The organism is Streptomyces sp. NPDC107528, assembly GCF_055639295.1.
Map to the genome: position 1 here is coordinate 301,728 of NZ_JBVKAV010000011.1, position 16,504 is coordinate 318,231.

Below are 16,504 nucleotides of genomic sequence, written 5' to 3' on the forward strand. Positions count from 1 at the left end.
GCCGGAGGCCCACTTGACCCGCGCCCTGCGCATCCGAGGGCTGCTCGCCCTCGCTGCCCTTGCCCTGTCGCTGTACGTCGCCCTCACCGTCCCTGTCCACCTCGGACTCGATCTGCGCGGCGGTACACAGATCGTGCTGGAAACCCGCCCCACCGCCACCGCCACCGCCACCGCCGACGCGGACGCCGATGCCACCGACCGAACCCTGGAGGTGCTGCGCGGCCGCATCGACGCGCTCGGCGTCGCCGAACCCACCCTCGCCCGATCCGGCGACAACCGGATCGTTGTCGAACTGCCCGGCGTACAGGACCCGGCCAAGGCCGCGGACGTGCTCGGCCGCACCGCCCAGCTCACCTTCCACCGCGTCGTGGGCACGGCCGCCAGTGCCGACGACACCGCGAAACCGCTGCCCAAACGGCCCCGCCAACAAGTCCTGGCCGACGAGTCGGGCCGGCTCCTGAGCCTTGAAGCAGCCTCGCTGACCGGCAAGGACGTCAAGGAGGCAGTCGCCCAATTCGACCAGCGAAGCGCTGCCGGATGGCAGGTCGCCGTCGACTTCGAGGGTTCCGGCCGCGACGGCTGGGCCCGCCTGACCGGCCAGGCCGCCTGCCACCCCGCAGAGGATCCATCCCGCCGGGTCGCCATCGTCCTGGACAACAAGATCATCTCCTCGCCGCAGGTCGACCCCTCGGTCGCATGCGGCTCCGGAATCGGCGGCGGCACCACGCAGATCACCGGATCCTTCACCGCCGACGAAGCCAAGGACCTGGCCCTGCTCATCAACGGCGGCGCGCTGGCCGTACCCGTCGACACGGTCGAACAGCGCACCGTCGGCCCCACCCTGGGCGCCCAGGCCATTACCGCCAGCGCCTGGGCCGCGGCCGTGGGCACCACGCTGACCGCGCTGTTCATCATCGTGATCTACCGGCTCATGGGCGCTCTGGCCACCATGGCGCTGGCCTGCTACGGCCTGATCTCCTACGCCGCCCTCGCCGCCCTTGGCGCCACCCTCACCCTGCCGGGTCTTGCCGGGTTCGTGCTGGCCATCGGTATGGCCGTCGACGCCAACGTCCTGGTCTTCGAACGAGCCCGGGAAGAGTACGCCTCCCGCAACCGGCCCAGCCCGCGCTCGTCCCTGAACGCAGGATTCCGCGGCGCCTTCAGCGCGATCGCCGACTCCAACATCACCACCCTCATCGCCGCCGGCCTGCTGTTCTTCCTCGCTTCAGGACCCGTGCGCGGCTTCGGCGTCACCCTGGGCATCGGCGTCCTCGCCTCCATGTTCAGCGCCCTGGTCATCACCCGTGCCCTCGCCGAGTACGCCGCCTCCCGGCGTTGGCTGCGCCGCCGCCCACGCCTCACCGGCATCGCCCACACCGGTGCGGCCCGCGACCGCCTCGCCCGCACCGATCCCCACCTGATGCGCAGCCCCCGGCGTTGGCTGGCCGCCTCCGCCACCGTCCTGGTCCTGGCCGCCTCCGGAATCGCCGCACGCGGCCTCGACTTCGGCATTGAATTCACCGGAGGCCGTCTCATCGAATACACCACCGCCACCCCCGTAGACCCCGACCGGGCCCGCACCGTCCTTGCCGACGCAGGGTTCCCCCGTGCCGTCGTCCAGACATCCGGCGACACCCAACTCACCGTCCGCACCGACCAGTTGACGCGCGCGCAAGCGGCCACCGTCACCCAAACCATCGGTGCCCTGGCCGGTGACGCCGAGAAGCTCCGCGACGAAGCCATCGGCCCAAGTCTCGGCAAGGAACTACGCCAGGGCGCTCTGATCGCTCTCGCAGTCGCCCTGGGCGCTCAACTGCTGTACCTCGCGGCACGCTTCCGCTGGCTGTTCGGCACATCCGCGGTCGCTGCCCTCGCCCACGACGTGGTGATCCTCACCGGCATCTTCGCCTGGCTGGGAAAGCCCATCGACGGCGTCTTCCTCGCCGCGCTGCTCACCGTCATCGGTTACTCGGTCAACGACTCCGTCGTCGTATTCGACCGCATCCGGGACCTGAGCCGACGCGACCCCAAGGCACCCTTCACAGCCATCGCCAACCGCGCTCTCCTACAGACCCTGCCTCGCACCATCAACACCGGCATGGGCGCCGCCTTCATCCTCACAGCCCTGGCCGTCCTCGGCGGCGACTCCCTCACCGACTTCGCCCTCGCCCTGCTCATCGGCCTCGCCGTAGGCACCTACTCCTCCATGTTCACGGCCACACCCCTCGCCATCGAACTCCACAAACGCACGTAGGCAAGGCTCGCCGCCCCCGGGCTGCCGGAAGTGACCACTGCCCCGGCAGGCCACCCAGGTCGCAACCCATGACCTGCGCACGGTGGTGTCCGTACGCACCCAGAAATGGGTACGGCGCCCGATGGCGAAGCCACGCGGCTCCATGTGACGGTGGCATGGATCCCAACTGCCGCCGGTTCCCGCAAGGAGGGAGTCATGCCCCGCCCCGGTACCGATCCCCTGCACTACGAAACCCGTACGCAGCCAAGCGGCCCGCAACCAAGTGGCCCTCATGCCGCCCGCGATCCGGGAGCGGGGCGTCAGCTGCCCGAAGACCGGCGACGACGAGGCCCGGTCTGGGCCCTGCTGACCCTCTCCGTGGCGATGCTGATCACGGGCATGATGCTGCCGCAGGGTCTGCTCCTCGCGGCGGGTCTGGTCACGGCCGGGATGGCGACGTATCTACTCGTGCCTCCTCATGGCCCGGATGGCCCCGGCCTGTCCTTACCCGCGTCGGCCCGTCACGGCAGCGATCACACTCGATGACAGCCCGGCACCAAGCCGGTCCGTCCGGCGGACACGGGGCCGCTGGGAAAGGCTCATCGGATGGCGTCTGCGTCGGCCAGTAAGCCGACCACGGTCGACGCGGCGGTGCGGTGCCAGTGTCCGCTCCGGCGGAGCATGGCGTGGCCCCCTCCGGCCATGATCTTCAGCTCGGCCCGTGCGCCGGCCGCACGCGCGCGGCTCACGAACGACGCCGACGCGCCCGGATCGGTGACTCGGTCGCGGTCACCGTGGAGGACGACCACCTCCTTGCCTCGCAGGTGGGCCACCGGCTCCCCTTCCGGGCACCAGGGTGCAAGCGCGAGGACCGCCCGTACCTGCGGGGCGACGGCCGCGCGCAACGCCGCACGGCCGCCCATGGAGTGACCGACCAGGACGACCGGTACGTCTTCGGCCAGCGCGGCAAGTTCCCTGAGTGCCCGCCGGGTGTCGCGGACAGGATCAGCGTCGGGACCGTTCCAGCCGCACACCCTGTAGCGCACCTCGGCCAGCAGGACATCGTCATCCGGCACGGCCGCGGCGACTGCCCGTACGAAGGGTCTCATTCGGAGCGGTGAGGGATACCAACTGCGCGACATGGCCCGACTGTGCGCTTGGCCGCCGTGGAGGAACAACACGGCTGCGCGAACCGAGCGTGGGCTGCGCCGTGCCCGCAGCGCGGCTGCGCTCTTGCGTGTGGCCGTGGACGCGGACATGCGTTCGTTGCCGCCCATCCATCCTCCTGAAGTGATCAACGAGCGTCGCCGATCGTGCTGCAGCGTAGAGGGTTCACACAGGGGCCGGCTCCAAAGCGTGCCGTGGTCGTCCTGTAGACGTCGCCTCCACCCCCAGCGCCCCGCCAGGGTGGGTGGTGGGGCGAGGCAAGGAAGCCGCCACCAGAGCTGTGATCATTCGTTCGCCTCGTCCTGCGCGGGGTATTACGCTTGCTGCTCCGTGTGGCCGGGGGAGGTCACCGATTCATGGGGGGATGCGCGATGCGCGCCTACATTCGCCGTGCCTGTGTGCCGGCCGTGCTGCTGTCCGCCGTTCTGTTGGCGGGGTGTTCGTCAGAGAGCGACTCGGGGGACTCGATCGCAAGCCAGGAGCCGGCGGGCGAAGCGCCGGTCGACGAAGCAGCCGTTGAGGCGTCGAAGTCTGCGTCCTCATCCGGTGCCGGCCCCGTACTGGAGGTCGGAGAGACGGGCGAGTTCGCCACTGGCGAGACGGACGAGGACGGCGAGAACTACAAGGTCACGTCGAAGATGTCCGTCGAGGTCGTGAGTGCGGACTACGTGACTGCCGAACAGGCCGACAGGTCGAACGAGCCGGAGAACGGTCAGTACGTCAAGCTGACGCTGACGTTGAAGAACGTGGGCGCCGCTCCGGCGGAGATCATGACGTACGGCAGGATGGAGTGGGAGGACACCGACACGGCCGCTCAGGACGCCTCCACGAGGGACGGCGCCGGCGACGGGCGGAGTCTCGACAGGGCGTACAAGCCCGGTCAGTCCGTGACGGGACATCTCATCCTCGACGTCGGCGACGAGGGCGGGACCGTCAGCTACAACGGGTCGGAGGACCCCGACGCTGACGGCCCGGTGTTCTCGGTGAACCTCCCGGAGTAGCGGCGGCTTGGTGTCGCGCTGCCCGATCTTCCGTGTGGGCCGGTACTGAGCGCATCTGCGTCACCGCGCGACCAGCAGCACCCCGGCGTACGAGACACCTGCCACGACCAGCCATGCCGAGAGGCCCAGCAGGGCCGTCCGCGCGCCGGTGCGTGCGAGTGAGGGGAGGTCGACCGCGCTGCCGAGCCCGAACAGGGCTGCGGCAAGCAGGAGTTCCTGCCCGGTGTGAGCGGCCTCCAGGAATTCGCCCGGCAGCAGCCCGGTGCTGCGCAGGGTCACCGCCGCGAGGAAGCCCACGATGAAGAGCGGTATCAGCGGCGCCCGTTTGCGGCCCGGCTCGCCCGGCCCGACCACGTCACGGCTCGGGCGCCGCGAGCACAGTGCGACGGCGGCGACGAGCGGCGCGAGCAGCGCGACCCGCACCAGCTTCACCAGCACTGCCTCGCCGAGGGCCGCGTCCCCGGCTGTCTGCGCCGTGGCGACGACCTGGCCGACATCGTGCACGCTCGCGCCGACCCAGCGCCCGAACTCGGCGTCGCTCAGTCCCAGTGGCCCCTGGAGCAGTGGCAGTACGGCGATGGCGAGCGTCCCGCAGAGGGTGACCAGGGCCACCGAGGTGGCCGCGTCTCGCTCGTCGCTGCCCCTGGCCTCACCCACGGCGCCTATGGCCGAGGCGCCGCAGATCGCGTAGCCCGCGGCGATGAGCAGGGGCTGGTCCCTCGGCAGTCCCAGACGCCGTGCCAGCCACCAGGTGCCGGACAGCGTGGCCAGGACGACAGCCAGGGTCATGACGACCGTCGCCCAGCCGAGACGGGCCACGTCGTCGAGGCCGAGCTGGAGCCCGAGGAGGACGATGCCGACACGCATCAACCGCCTGCCCGCGTAGGCCAGTCCGGGGCGGGCGGATCCCCGCACCACCCTTCGCAGCCGGGGGAGGTGCGCGGCCAGGATCCCGAGTACCACGGCGACGGTGAGCATCGGCATGGCAGGAACGAGCCGGTGGATGGCGAGAGCGAAGGCGAGGCCGCATGCCGCGAGGAGGAGCCCCGGGTGCAGGGCGGGCGCTTCACGCTCCCTGCTCCGTTGCGCAGGACGTTCCCTGAGGAGAGCCATCAGCAGTCGGCGGGCAGCTGGTAGACCCGCCGGACGCTGCTGCCGAGGCGGGAGATGTCCGCGCCGTAGACGTGCAGTGAGATCGCCGTGGATGGGCCGGCGTTCCAGACCCGGTGGATGTCTCCGGGAGGGGCGAAGCCGCAGAACTCGCCCTGCTTGTTGAGTACGTCGGTGGTGGCGACGAGCCTGGCGGCGCCGTCCGCCGCCGGGAGGAGCCGGTAGCGCCGCTCGCGTTCCTGGCCCTGGTGCACCCCCGTGGTGCACCAGGACACATGGTCGTGGACGGAGGTTCCCTGGCCAGGCAGCCAGACGAGCGCGACGACGGAGAAGCTCCCGTCGTGCTCCGCGTGCAGCAGGTGCTGCCGGTACTGGGTCGGGTCGGCCTGCTGTTGCTCGTCGGTGAGCAGATCGGGCGCGCCCAGGTGGGGGGCGAGGCGTTCACCGACGAGGTGAGCGGTCAGGTCGGGCGGGAGGCCTCGCCCGACGTCTTCTCGTAATCCGGCGAGCAGCGCTTCAAGACGGTCGGTGGTGCGGGCCGCCGTGAAGGCGCCAGGAGCGGTCGAAGCAGAAGTCATACGCAGAGCGTCCGACCGCTCCTGTCATCACGTCCAACGACAGTTTCTTCGCATGTCCCAAGGAGCGCTTATGGATTGAGCGGTCAACAACCCATCTTGCTCGCGGCCACGGCCTTCAGTTCTTGGAGAACCAGCGCCGTTGCGGGGATGCGCAGATGCTCCCGCAGGACGTAGGCAGAGACCTTGCGCCGGGAAGCGGGCTGAAGCGGCCGGCCGGCCACCTTTGCGCGGTGCATGAAAGCCAGCACGAGTGCGGGAACCATGGCCACGCCGAGCCCTTCCGCCACCAGGCTCTGCACCGCCATGTTGTCGTCCGTGGTGAAGGCGATGTCAGGTACGAAGCCCGCCTCCTCGCACTCGTGCAGCAGGTTGGCCCGGCAACGCGGACACCCGGCGATCCAGCGTTCCCCTGCCAGGTCGGTGAGCTGGACGACCCTGCGCCGGGCGAGCCGGTGTCCGCTGGGCAGCAGTACGGTCAGCTGGTCTTCCAGGAGCGGGGTCTCCACCAGATCGTCCGGGACGTGCTCGTGCAGTCCCGGGTAGGTGAACGCCAGGGAGATGTCGCACTCGCCCTGCGCCAGGCGGCGAAGGGATTCGGGCGGCTCGTTCTCCAGCAGATCGATGCGGATACCCGGGTGGGCAGCCGCGAGACGGGCCAGAGCCTCGGGCAGGAGCGTGGAGTTGGCACTCGGGAAGGAGCAGACACGGACCCGTCCCGCATGCAGCCGGGCGAGGGCGTTCATCTGCTCCTGCGCCGCCGACAAGGAACCGAGTATGTCGCTGGCGTGCCGCGACAGCGTCTCGCCCGCCTCGGTGAGCCGTATCCCGCGGCCCACCCGGACGAACAGCGGTATGCCGACGTCCCGTTCAAGAGCCTTCATCTGCTGGGTGATCGCCGGTTGGGTGTAGCCGAGAGCGCGTGCGGCAGCCGAGTACGAGCCGGTCCGCACCACTTCGTGAAAGGTTCTCACGTACCGGGAATCGAACACCGCTGCATCATAGGGAATACGAGGGCGCTGCGCTGCCGTCACCGTGCGGGCACCCCATAACAGGAGCGCCACATTCTGTCGGCTCGTGTAGTAGACGGTGCTGGTCCTCTTCTCCGGGTGGTGTGGCTCGCCGGCGTGGAACCGTGATCCAGTCTCTCCTGGACAAGCTCTTCGTTGACGCCGATGGGATCGGTGAGGGGCACGGCAAGAGTCTCTGACGAAGCCGACCGCCGAGCCATCCTGGGCGCTGGGACCTGGCCGGCGAGGGCGAGGTTGCGCATCCGGCGAAGCCGGGCGTGGCGTGGTGGACTCCGTCGCCTATGAGGCGGCAGTCGCGGAGGCTCGTCCACGTTTCCATGCGGGCGAAGACGTGGACGACGCGGGCTCGGACCTGCTTGTGGGACTTGTTGCGTTCCTCATTCCGGTCCGGGAGTTCGCGATGGCCGCGACCGTAAGGGTCTGGCCGACGTAAGGGTCTGGCCGACGGGAGTCGGCGGAGTGCTCAACCCCCGGGAGCGGCCGTGTCCAACCACGGCCGCACAGCTTCGAAGTACAAGTGGCGGGATCTCCAGTCCAGGGATGAAGGACGGCGTGGTCATGCCGGGCAGACTGCCGTAACGGCGTCCGGCCAGTCGAATGCGGACACGGCCCAGCGCCGAAGTGTTGCGTGCAGTCGCGTCTTGGCGTCGTGCCGGATCGGACGAGCGCCGCCGCGCGGAAGGGCCGCGCGGCGGTGGTTTCGTCGCCGCGGGAGCCGTCAGGGATGACTGGTGAGGTACCCGCCCATGGAGGTGAAGTACTCGGTCGCACCCAACTCGCGGCCGTCCTCGGTCCGTACGCGTGTGATGGCCAGGCCGTGGTTGCGGCCAGTGCGGGCGTCGGCTCCGGTGACGATCACCACGCCGTCGCCCTCGCGGTAGAAGATGCGGCCGGGCGTGCCGCCGTAGCGGGCCTCGGAGACCACGGCGGCGAGGACCTCAAGTCGCTTGCCCTTGTGGAAGGTGAAGGTGCTGGGGTACGGCTCGGACTGGGCGCGGATCAGGCGCTGGAGGTCCTCCGCCGGCCAGGTCCAGTCGATTCGGCTGTCCTCGATGGACCGCTTGTGGAAGAAGCTGGCCTGGGACCGGTCCTGCTTGGTGAATTCCGTCTGTCCGGCGGCGATGAGGTCGAGCGCGCCGATCGTGACGGGGGCGATGAGGTCCACGGTCTTGTGGAAGAGGTCGGTGGCGGTGTCCGTCGGTCCGACCGGCACCGCCTCCTGACGGACGATGTCGCCGGCGTCGAGTTCATCGTTCATCATGTGCGCGGTGACGCCCACTTCGGGTTCGCCGTTGATCAGGGCCCAGATCAGCGGGGAGAAGCCGGCGTACTTCGGCAGCAGCGAGTCGTGCACGTTCAGGGTGCCGTTGCGCGGGAGGTCGAAGATGCGCGGAGGGATCCACGTCCGCCAGTTGTTGGCCACGATGATGTCCGCGTCGGCCTCCTTGAGGCGCTCGAACAGCTCGTCGTCGTCCGGGCGGTTGCGGATCACCACCGGGACGCCGTGTTCCTCCGCGAGGTCCGCGACGGAGTCGCTCCAGATCTTCTCGTACGCGTGCTCACTCTTGGGGTGCGTCACGACCAGGACCACGTCGTGTTCGGAGTCCAGGAGGGCTTGAAGGGTGCGATGCCCCCAGGTCTGGTAGCCGAACATGACGACCCGCATGGGCTTCCTCCTCGAGGCAGGGATTTACCGAGGTCAAGTAAAGCAAGGCTTGCCTTAGTGCACAACGGGGCTATGTGGCCCGCCACTTGAGTCGCCACTGATGCTCCGATAGCCGCCTCGCCCCTATCGACAGCTTCAAAGGATTAGCTTAGGCTCACCTAAGTTCCCGGTTTGCCGCTCCGCCGGCGTGCCCGCTCCTCGTACTTTCCCCACGCCTGACAGGCGACTGCCCCGCACGATGGGAGAGACATGTCACAGGTTCTTCCTGGTGACGCAACACCGGTTCACGACCTCATTGGCATCGGCTTCGGACCGTCCAATGTCGCCATGGCGATCGCCCTCAGCGAGCACAATGCACGAGCCGCAGGACAAGAGGTGATCACCGCTCACTTCTTCGAACAGCAGCCCTCCTTCGGCTGGCACCGTGGCATGCTCATCGACGACGCGACCATGCAAGTGTCGTTCCTCAAGGACCTGGTGACGCTCCGGAACCCGGCCAGCGACTACAGCTTCCTCTGCTACCTGAAGAGCAAGGGGCGGCTGATCGACTTCATCAACCACAAGAACCTGTTCCCGCTGCGGGTGGAGTTCCACGACTACTTCGAGTGGGCGGCTGCCAAGGTCGAGGACCTTGTCTCCTACGGTCATGAGGTCGTCGGCGTCGCGCCGGTCGTCCGTGACGGAACCGTGGAGTACCTGGAAGTGACGGTCCGTTCGGGCGAGGGGCTTCTGGTCCATCGGGCCCGCAACCTCGTCATCGGTACCGGCCTGCGTCCCCTCATGCCGGAGGGCATGGAGCGCGGCGAACGCGTCTGGCACAACTCCGAATTACTGGCGAAAGTCGATGAGTTGGAAGGCGCGCCTTCTCGGTTCGTCGTGGTGGGCGCCGGGCAGAGCGCCGCCGAGAACGTCGCCTACCTGCACCGCCGCTTCCCCGAGGCCGAGATCTGCGCGGTCTTCTCCCGATACGGCTACAGCCCCGCCGACGACAGCAGCTTCGCCAACCGGATCTTCGACCCCGCGGCGGTCGACGAGTACTTCGCCGCACCAGAGAACGTCAAGCGCCGACTGATGGACTATCACGGCAACACCAACTACTCCGTGGTGGACATCGACCTGATCGAGGACCTGTACCGGCAGATGTACCAGGAGAAGGTCCTCGGCACCGAGCGGCTCCGCTTCCTCAACGTCTCCAGGCTCACCGACGTCAAGGAGACGCCGGCCAAGGTCCGTGCCACGGTGACGTCCCTCGTCACCGGCGACGAGACGCCCCTCGACGCGGACGTCGTGGTCTTCGCCACCGGCTACAGTCCCGCCGACCCCATCGGCCTCCTCGGTGAGGTCGCCGATCACTGCCTTCGCGACGACGAAGGCCGCGTCCGCGTCGAGCGCGACTACCGCATCGCGACCGGCCCCGACCTGCGCTGCGGCATCTATCTGCAGGGCGGCACGGAGCACACCCACGGCATCACGTCGGCGCTGCTGTCGAACACCGCCATCAGGGTCGGCGAGATCCTGGAGTCCCTCGTCGACCGGAGCCTCAAGTCGGCTGCCGACGAGGCCCGGACGGTCGCCGATGGAACGGGCAGCACCGCCGCCCGCTAGTACGCCCACTTGCCGTAAGCCCCAACAGGGCTGAATGTAGGGCATGTTGTGGGTGTGATCCTTCCTGAACCAAAGGGATAACGTACGTCGAATGGGCACGACCGCAGTCGAGCGCCCCGCGCTCAGGGGTACAACACCGGCCCGTCGGCGACGGGTTGTGGGCTTGGGCACGCTGCTGCTGATCCTCGTGATCGCGGGGTTGGCGTCGTTGGCCGTCGGTGCGCGCGCGTTGAGTCCTGCCGAGGTGTGGCACGGACTGTTCGCGGCGCCGGACTCCGACCAACGGCTCACCGAGATCAGGCTCATCGTGCAGACCGTGCGGGTGCCCCGGACGGTGCTCGCGATCGTCGCGGGCATCGCCCTGGGCGTCGGCGGGGCGTTGATCCAGGGATACACACGCAACCCGATCGCCGACACGGGCCTGCTGGGGGTGAACACCGGCGCCTCGTTCGCCGTGGTGTCGGTGATCGCCCTGTTCGGGTTCAATGATCCCTTCCAGTACGTCTGGTTCGCCTTCCTGGGGGCTGCGGCCGCCGGTGTCGTCGTGTTCGGGCTGGCGAGCATCGGCAGGGGGGCGGGCAACCCGTTGACCCTCGCGCTGGCCGGGCAAGGGGTCGCGGTGTTCCTCATGGCGATGACCACCGCGGTCGCGCTGGCGGACAAGGAGTCGCTGAACGCGCTGCGATTCTGGAACGCGGGCTCCGTGGCCGGCGTCGGCTTCGACGTCATCTGGCCGGTCACCGGATTCATCGTGGTCGGGCTGGTGCTGGCGCTGACCACGTTGCCCACCATCAACCTGCTCAACCTGGGGGACGACGTGGCGCGAGGGCTGGGCGTGAACATCGCGCTGAGTCGGACCATCGGCATCACGGCCATCACCCTGCTGGCCGGCGCGGCGACGGCCGCGTGCGGCCCCATCGCGTTCCTGGGGCTCATGGTGGCCCATGTGGCCCGCTATCTGACCGGGCCGGACTACCGCTGGCTGGTGCCGTACGCCGGTCTGCTCGGAGCGGTGATCCTCCTCGTCTGTGACATCGTGGGCCGCTTGGTGGTGCGGCCGAGCGAGCTGGACGCGGGTGTCCTCGTCGCTCTGCTCGGCGCCCCGTTCTTCGCGGTTCTGGTGTGGCGCGGAAAGTTCAAGAACGCATGAACGGGGAGGACTTGAGGGCGAACGGGCCGGACTTGAAGCCGAGCGGGGCAGACGTGCAGTCGAACCGGACAGCCATGAAGTCCGCGGTGACGCCTGGCGTGCGTCTCGGAAGCGTGTCGTTCGTCTGGCGCCCCTGGATCGTCCTCGTCACGCTGCTGCTCGCCGTGGCGACCTTCCTGGTGTTCTGCCTGTCCATCGGCGTCGGGGACTTCCCCATCGGGCTGGACCAGGTGATCGCCACTCTTCTCGGCCGGGGTGAGCAGGTCGACGAGTTCGTCATCATGGACCTGCGGATGCCGCGTGCCCTGGCCGGGCTCGTCGTCGGGATCGCGCTGGGGGTGTCCGGGGCGATCACGCAGTCCATCGCCCGCAATCCGTTGGCCAGCCCGGACATCCTGGGGATCACCGGGGGCGCCAGCGCGGTCGCCGTCTTCCTGGTGACGGTGTCGGGCGGGACCGCCGCGGCGATCGTCGACTCAGTGGGCCTGTCCGCGGCGGCGCTCGCGGGCGGGCTCGGCACGGGTCTCCTGGTGTACTTCCTGGCGTGGCGGCGCGGGATCGACGGCTTCCGGCTCATCCTCATCGGCATCTCGGTGAGCGCCGTGATGGAGGCGATCACGACCTGGCTGCTGGTCTCGGCCGACATCAGAGACGTGGCCCGGGCTCAGGCGTGGCTGGTCGGATCGCTGGACGACCGGTCGTGGGACGAGGTGCGGGTGGCGATCTGGGGCACACTCGTCCTCATGGTCGTCGTGGCCTGTGTGTCCTTCCAGTTCAAGCCGCTGCATCTCGGGGACGACGTCGCCGCGGGCCTGGGCGTCCGGTTCACGAGGGTGCGTGCGGTCCTCCTGCTGTGCGCGGTGCTGCTGGCCGGCGTGGCGGTGAGCGCGGCGGGCCCGGTCCCGTTCGTCGCGCTGGTGGCGCCGCAGGTGGCCATGCGACTGGCGAGGTGCCCGACGCCGCCGATGGTGGCGTCCGGTGTGACGGGCGCCCTGCTGCTGATCGGCGCGGACCTGGTCGCGCGCACGGCGTTGCCGATCAGCCTCCCGGTCGGCGTGGTCACCGCCGCGATCGGAGGCCCCTTCCTTGTCTATCTGCTGGTGCGGGCCAACCTCAGATAGCCGGAGCAAAGGTCAGGAAGCGTGAACGGAGGGGGCATGGTGGGCGCTCAGCAGACAACAACCAAGACCGAGACCGAAGTCGTCGACGACGCACGGCTGGCAGCCAAAGGCATCACGGTCGGGTACGGCGCCCGGACGGTCATCGAGGATCTCGACGTGGCGATCCCGTCCGGCGTCGTCACCACGATCATCGGGCCCAACGGCTGTGGGAAGTCGACCCTGTTGCGGACGTTGTCGCGGCTGCTCAAGCCGGTCCATGGGACGGTCGTGCTGGACGGCGACGACATCGCACGGCTCAGGACCAGGGACGTGGCGAAGAAGCTCGGCCTACTGCCGCAGGCGCCGGTCGCGCCGGAGGGGCTGACGGTGGCCGACCTGGTCGCCAGGGGCCGCCATCCGCACCAGAGCTGGCTGCGGCAGTGGTCGTCGGACGACGCCGACGTCGTGGAGCGCGCGCTGGCCATGACCGGGGTGGCCGACCTGGGCGACCGCCCCGTCGACTCGCTGTCCGGCGGCCAGCGTCAACGTGTCTGGATCTCCATGACGTTGGCACAGGGAACCGACCTGCTGCTGCTCGACGAGCCGACCACCTACCTCGACCTGGCGCACGCGATCGACGTGCTCGACCTGGTGGACGATCTGCACGAGTCGGGGTGCACCGTGGTCATGGTGCTGCACGACCTCAACCTGGCCACCCGCTACAGCGACAACCTCATTGTGATGAGGGACGGTTCGATTCTGGCGCAGGGGCACCCACGCGACGTGATCACCGCCGAGCTGCTGCACGAGGCGTTCGGTCTGCGTGCCCTGGTGATCGAGGACCCGGCGGGCGACAGGCCGCTCATCGTGCCGATCGGTCGCACTCACGTCCAACTCCCGTAGATCCCGATAAAGTTGGAGAAGTTAGGCTAGGCTTACCTCATCTGCTCACGCTAAGGTTTGCCTGCCCTTAGACGGGGGTGCAGTGGAAAGCGCGAAAGCAAGGGGAATGCGGATGCTCCTCACCAGAACGACGCGTATGAAGCCCTGGCGGCGGCTGCCAGCCGCATTGTCCGCAGCGGCTCTCGGCGTCGGCCTCCTCGCGGGGTGCGGTTCAGACTCCTCCGACTCGGCGGACAATGCGAGCGACAACAACTCGACTGCAGCCGCCGGCGTATTCCCGGTCACCGTGGAGCATGCATTCGGATCCACGAAGGTCACCAAGTCTCCCGAACGGGTCGTCACCGTCGGCTACACGGACGACCAGACCGTCCTGGCATTCGGCATCAAGCCGGTCGGCATGACCGACCAGTACCCGAACCCGGCAGGCCAGAGCCCCGACATCAACACCCAGTGGCCCTGGGTGAAGGACAAGTGGGGCGACACCAAGCCCGAGGTCATCATGAAGAACGGTGACTCCGGCCCCAACTACGAGAAGATCGCCGCCCTGCGCCCCGACCTGATCATCGCGGTCTACTCCGAGGTCGACCAGGCCGCCTACGACAAGCTCTCCAAGATCGCTCCCACCGTCGGTCGTACCAAGACCGAGAAGGAGCCCTTCAGCGCGCCCTGGCAGGACAACGCGCTGCAGATCTCCAAGGCCCTCGGCAAGGCCGACGAGGGCGAGAAGATGATCGCGGACGTGCAGGACAAGCTCGACACGGCCAAGAAGGCACACCCCGACTTCGGGAAGGAGACCGCCGTCGCGCTGTCCTGGTACGAGAACTCGGTGGCACCGTTCACCTCCACCGACGTACGCGGACGGCTGGTGTCGGGCATCGGCTTCAAGTACCAGACCGAGATCGACAAGGTCGCGGACGGCAGCTTCTACACCAAGCTCTCACCCGAGCGCATCGACCTGGTCGACGTCGACCGCATCTTCGTGATCAACGACAAGGCGGACACGGAGGCGCTGAAGAAGTTCAAGCTGTTCACCAACCTGGACGCGGTCAAGAACGGCAAGGTGTCGTACCTGCTGGACAGTGAGGGCCCGGCAGTCGGGGCGGCCATCTCCCAGGGCACCCTGCTCTCCATGCCGTACGCGATCGACGAACTCGTCAAGTCGGCCGGCTAGGTGTGAGCATCACCGACACGCGAGTCGCCCCGGCAACACTGCGCACGGCGACCGGACGCGAGGCCACCCGATGGGTAGCGGCGCACTGCCGCGAAGTGTCCTGGCTTTCGGTCGCCACCGTGCTCACCACGGTGGCCGGGGCGGCGCTCCAGGTGCTCCCTGTGCTCCTGCTCGGCCGCGTGGTCGACGGGGTGGTCGAGGGCGATGAGCGTTCGATCCTGGTCACGATCGGGGCGTTGATGGTGGCCGCCGCACTGCTCGGCGCGGCGGCCACCGCGGTGTCGACCTACCTGATCGGGCGGCTGGGGGCGGATCTGCTCGCGCGGTTGCGCGAGGGCGCCGTCCGGGCGGTCCTCGGGATGCCGAGCGCCCGGATCGAGCAGGTCGGCCGGGGAGACGTACTCTCCAGGGTCGGTGACGACGTGGCCGTCATCTCCAAGGGCATCCGTACGGCCATCCCCACGGTGTTCTCGGCGGGCGTGCTGGTCGTCATCGCCACGGTAGGCATGTTCGGACTGGACTGGCGGCTCGGCCTGGCCGGCGCCGGCGCGCTGCCCGCCTACGTGCTGGCCCTGCGCTGGTACCTGCCCCGGTCCGCCCCGCTCTACCAGCAGCAGCGGATTGCCCAGGCCGACCGCGCTCAGGCGTTGATCAGCGGTCTGAACGGGATCGACACGGTCCGGGCGTACCGCCTGGAGGACGCCTTCCGCGAGAAGGTCACCAGCGAGTCGTGGCGGGTGCGCAATCTCGGCATCGAGGTGTTCCGGTTCTTCGGCCGGTTCGTCGGCCGGGAGAACCGCGCCGAGTTCATCGGGCTCACCCTGATCCTCCTGGTCGGATACGCCTTGCTGGAGACCGATGCCGCCACCCTGGGCGAGGTGTCGGCGGCCCCGCTGCTGTTCCATCGGCTGTTCGTCCCGCTCGGCGCCATCATGTTCACCTTCGACGAGGCACAGAAGTCGGGCGCGAGCCTGACCCGCCTGGTCGGGGTGCTGGACGAGCCCACGGAGGACCGGCTGGTGGGTGACACGGCCGTTGCGGCGGCCGGCGCCGGGTCGTACCCGGTGACGGTGGAGGGACTGACGTTCCGCTACCCCGACGCCGAGGAGCCGGTTCTGCGCGATGTCAGCCTGACGATCCCGGCCGGCGGTTCGCTCGCCCTGGTCGGGGCGACGGGCGCGGGCAAGACGACGCTGGCCGCGCTGATCGCGGGCATCGGCACCCCGCAGTCCGGGTCGGTGTGCGTCGGGTCGACCGACCTGGCCGGTCTGGACGAGGCAGGGGCGCGCGCCTTGGTGAGCATCCTGACGCAGGAGACGCACGTCTTCTCCGGCCCGCTCACCGACGACCTGCGGCTGGCCGCACCGGACGCGACCGACACCGAGCTGACGGACGCCTTGCGCACGGTCGGCGCCCACGGGTGGGTCGACGCGCTGCCCGACGGGCTGAACACCCTGGTCGGGGAGGGGGGCGAGCGCCTGGACGTCACCAAGGAAGCCCAGATCGCCCTGGCCCGACTCGTGTTGGGCCGCTCGCCCGTCGTCGTGCTCGACGAGTCGACGGCCGAGGCGGGCAGCGAAGGCGCCGCGGAGCTGGAGCGGGCGGTGCTGGCCGCGTGCTCGGGCCGGACCACGCTGTTCGTGGCGCACCGGCTGACCCAGGCGATGGCGGCGGACCGTATCGCGGTGCTGGACGCGGGACGCGTGGTCGAGCAGGGCACGCACGAGGAACTGGTGGCTCTGGGCGGCCGGTACGCACGACTGTGGCGGGCCTGGCGCGAGGGCAGTTGAGC

General features: G+C 69.0%; 13 protein-coding genes and 1 pseudogene. 8 read left to right on the forward strand and 6 right to left on the reverse strand.

Annotated elements, in window-relative coordinates; all coding sequences use genetic code 11:
* The first annotated feature begins 13 nt into the window (after window positions 1–13).
* On the forward strand, window positions 14–2,254 hold the full coding sequence (gene secD / locus ACZ7L5_RS32750; protein WP_471521336.1) for a protein translocase subunit SecD: 2,241 nt from the start codon (window positions 14–16) through the stop codon (window positions 2,252–2,254).
* A gap of 578 nt (window positions 2,255–2,832) precedes the next feature.
* Here secD and ACZ7L5_RS32755 read toward each other — a convergent pair.
* Window positions 2,833–3,510, reverse strand: a complete 678-nt coding sequence (locus ACZ7L5_RS32755) for an alpha/beta fold hydrolase (protein WP_471521338.1) — start codon at window positions 3,508–3,510, stop codon at window positions 2,833–2,835.
* A 261-nt stretch (window positions 3,511–3,771) separates the two neighbouring features.
* On the opposite strand from ACZ7L5_RS32755, the gene ACZ7L5_RS32760 reads away from it, so the two are divergent.
* Window positions 3,772–4,401, forward strand: coding sequence for a DUF4352 domain-containing protein (locus ACZ7L5_RS32760; RefSeq protein WP_471521340.1), 630 nt, complete (start codon window positions 3,772–3,774; stop codon window positions 4,399–4,401).
* 60 nt (window positions 4,402–4,461) lie between these two features.
* On the opposite strand, the gene ACZ7L5_RS32765 is transcribed toward ACZ7L5_RS32760, so the two are convergent.
* From ACZ7L5_RS32765 to ACZ7L5_RS32785, 5 genes and pseudogenes are all read right to left on the reverse strand, one after another.
* Window positions 4,462–5,514, reverse strand: coding sequence for a YeiH family protein (locus tag ACZ7L5_RS32765; protein ID WP_471521342.1), 1,053 nt, complete (start codon window positions 5,512–5,514; stop codon window positions 4,462–4,464).
* The gene (locus ACZ7L5_RS32770) at window positions 5,514–6,089 is read right to left on the reverse strand and encodes a cysteine dioxygenase family protein (protein WP_471521344.1); all 576 of its coding nucleotides are present in this window, start codon (window positions 6,087–6,089) and stop codon (window positions 5,514–5,516) included. The genes ACZ7L5_RS32765 and ACZ7L5_RS32770 overlap by 1 nt, the downstream gene beginning before the upstream one ends.
* 83 nt (window positions 6,090–6,172) lie before the next feature.
* On the reverse strand, window positions 6,173–7,078 hold the full coding sequence (locus tag ACZ7L5_RS32775) for a LysR family transcriptional regulator (RefSeq protein WP_328884082.1): 906 nt from the start codon (window positions 7,076–7,078) through the stop codon (window positions 6,173–6,175).
* Between the two features lie 257 nt (window positions 7,079–7,335).
* A pseudogene (locus ACZ7L5_RS32780) lies at window positions 7,336–7,526 on the reverse strand (IS5/IS1182 family transposase); the annotation flags it as partial.
* Window positions 7,527–7,835: 309 nt separating this feature from the next.
* Entirely contained in the window at window positions 7,836–8,783 is a 948-nt protein-coding gene (locus ACZ7L5_RS32785; RefSeq protein ID WP_471521346.1) for a methionyl-tRNA formyltransferase, read from the reverse strand.
* 249 nt (window positions 8,784–9,032) lie between these two features.
* Between ACZ7L5_RS32785 and ACZ7L5_RS32790 the strand changes: the two genes are divergently transcribed.
* The 6 genes from ACZ7L5_RS32790 to ACZ7L5_RS32815 all read left to right on the forward strand — a co-directional run bounded on the left by ACZ7L5_RS32790 (window position 9,033) and on the right by ACZ7L5_RS32815 (window position 16,502).
* Entirely contained in the window at window positions 9,033–10,388 is a 1,356-nt protein-coding gene (locus ACZ7L5_RS32790) for a lysine N(6)-hydroxylase/L-ornithine N(5)-oxygenase family protein (protein ID WP_471521348.1), read from the forward strand.
* A 91-nt stretch (window positions 10,389–10,479) separates the two neighbouring features.
* The gene (locus ACZ7L5_RS32795; protein ID WP_471521350.1) at window positions 10,480–11,538 is read left to right on the forward strand and encodes a FecCD family ABC transporter permease; all 1,059 of its coding nucleotides are present in this window, start codon (window positions 10,480–10,482) and stop codon (window positions 11,536–11,538) included.
* Between the two features lie 74 nt (window positions 11,539–11,612).
* Complete coding sequence (locus ACZ7L5_RS32800) at window positions 11,613–12,659, forward strand: FecCD family ABC transporter permease (RefSeq protein ID WP_471521352.1); 1,047 nt, start codon at window positions 11,613–11,615, stop codon at window positions 12,657–12,659.
* Window positions 12,660–12,695: 36 nt separating this feature from the next.
* Window positions 12,696–13,541: an ABC transporter ATP-binding protein gene (locus tag ACZ7L5_RS32805; protein ID WP_471521354.1), complete on the forward strand. Its 846-nt coding sequence runs from the start codon at window positions 12,696–12,698 to the stop codon at window positions 13,539–13,541.
* A 112-nt stretch (window positions 13,542–13,653) separates the two neighbouring features.
* Complete coding sequence (locus tag ACZ7L5_RS32810) at window positions 13,654–14,712, forward strand: iron-siderophore ABC transporter substrate-binding protein (RefSeq protein WP_471521356.1); 1,059 nt, start codon at window positions 13,654–13,656, stop codon at window positions 14,710–14,712.
* A 2-nt stretch (window positions 14,713–14,714) separates the two neighbouring features.
* On the forward strand, window positions 14,715–16,502 hold the full coding sequence (locus ACZ7L5_RS32815; protein ID WP_471521358.1) for an ABC transporter ATP-binding protein: 1,788 nt from the start codon (window positions 14,715–14,717) through the stop codon (window positions 16,500–16,502).
* Window positions 16,503–16,504 lie beyond the last annotated feature (2 nt).

Bases quoted from the DNA above. Each gene is read 5' to 3' on its own strand.
- ACZ7L5_RS32755 (WP_471521338.1), bottom strand. From the start codon at position 3,510: ATGGGCGGCAACGAACGCATGTCCGCGTCCACGGCCACACGCAAGAGC.
- ACZ7L5_RS32760 (WP_471521340.1), top strand. From the start codon at position 3,772: ATGCGCGCCTACATTCGCCGTGCCTGTGTGCCGGCCGTGCTGCTGTCC.
- ACZ7L5_RS32765 (WP_471521342.1), bottom strand. From the start codon at position 5,514: ATGGCTCTCCTCAGGGAACGTCCTGCGCAACGGAGCAGGGAGCGTGAA.
- ACZ7L5_RS32770 (WP_471521344.1), bottom strand. From the start codon at position 6,089: ATGACTTCTGCTTCGACCGCTCCTGGCGCCTTCACGGCGGCCCGCACC.
- ACZ7L5_RS32785 (WP_471521346.1), bottom strand. From the start codon at position 8,783: ATGCGGGTCGTCATGTTCGGCTACCAGACCTGGGGGCATCGCACCCTT.
- ACZ7L5_RS32790 (WP_471521348.1), top strand. From the start codon at position 9,033: ATGTCACAGGTTCTTCCTGGTGACGCAACACCGGTTCACGACCTCATT.
- ACZ7L5_RS32795 (WP_471521350.1), top strand. From the start codon at position 10,480: ATGGGCACGACCGCAGTCGAGCGCCCCGCGCTCAGGGGTACAACACCG.
- ACZ7L5_RS32800 (WP_471521352.1), top strand. From the start codon at position 11,613: ATGAAGTCCGCGGTGACGCCTGGCGTGCGTCTCGGAAGCGTGTCGTTC.
- ACZ7L5_RS32805 (WP_471521354.1), top strand. From the start codon at position 12,696: ATGGTGGGCGCTCAGCAGACAACAACCAAGACCGAGACCGAAGTCGTC.
- ACZ7L5_RS32810 (WP_471521356.1), top strand. From the start codon at position 13,654: ATGCTCCTCACCAGAACGACGCGTATGAAGCCCTGGCGGCGGCTGCCA.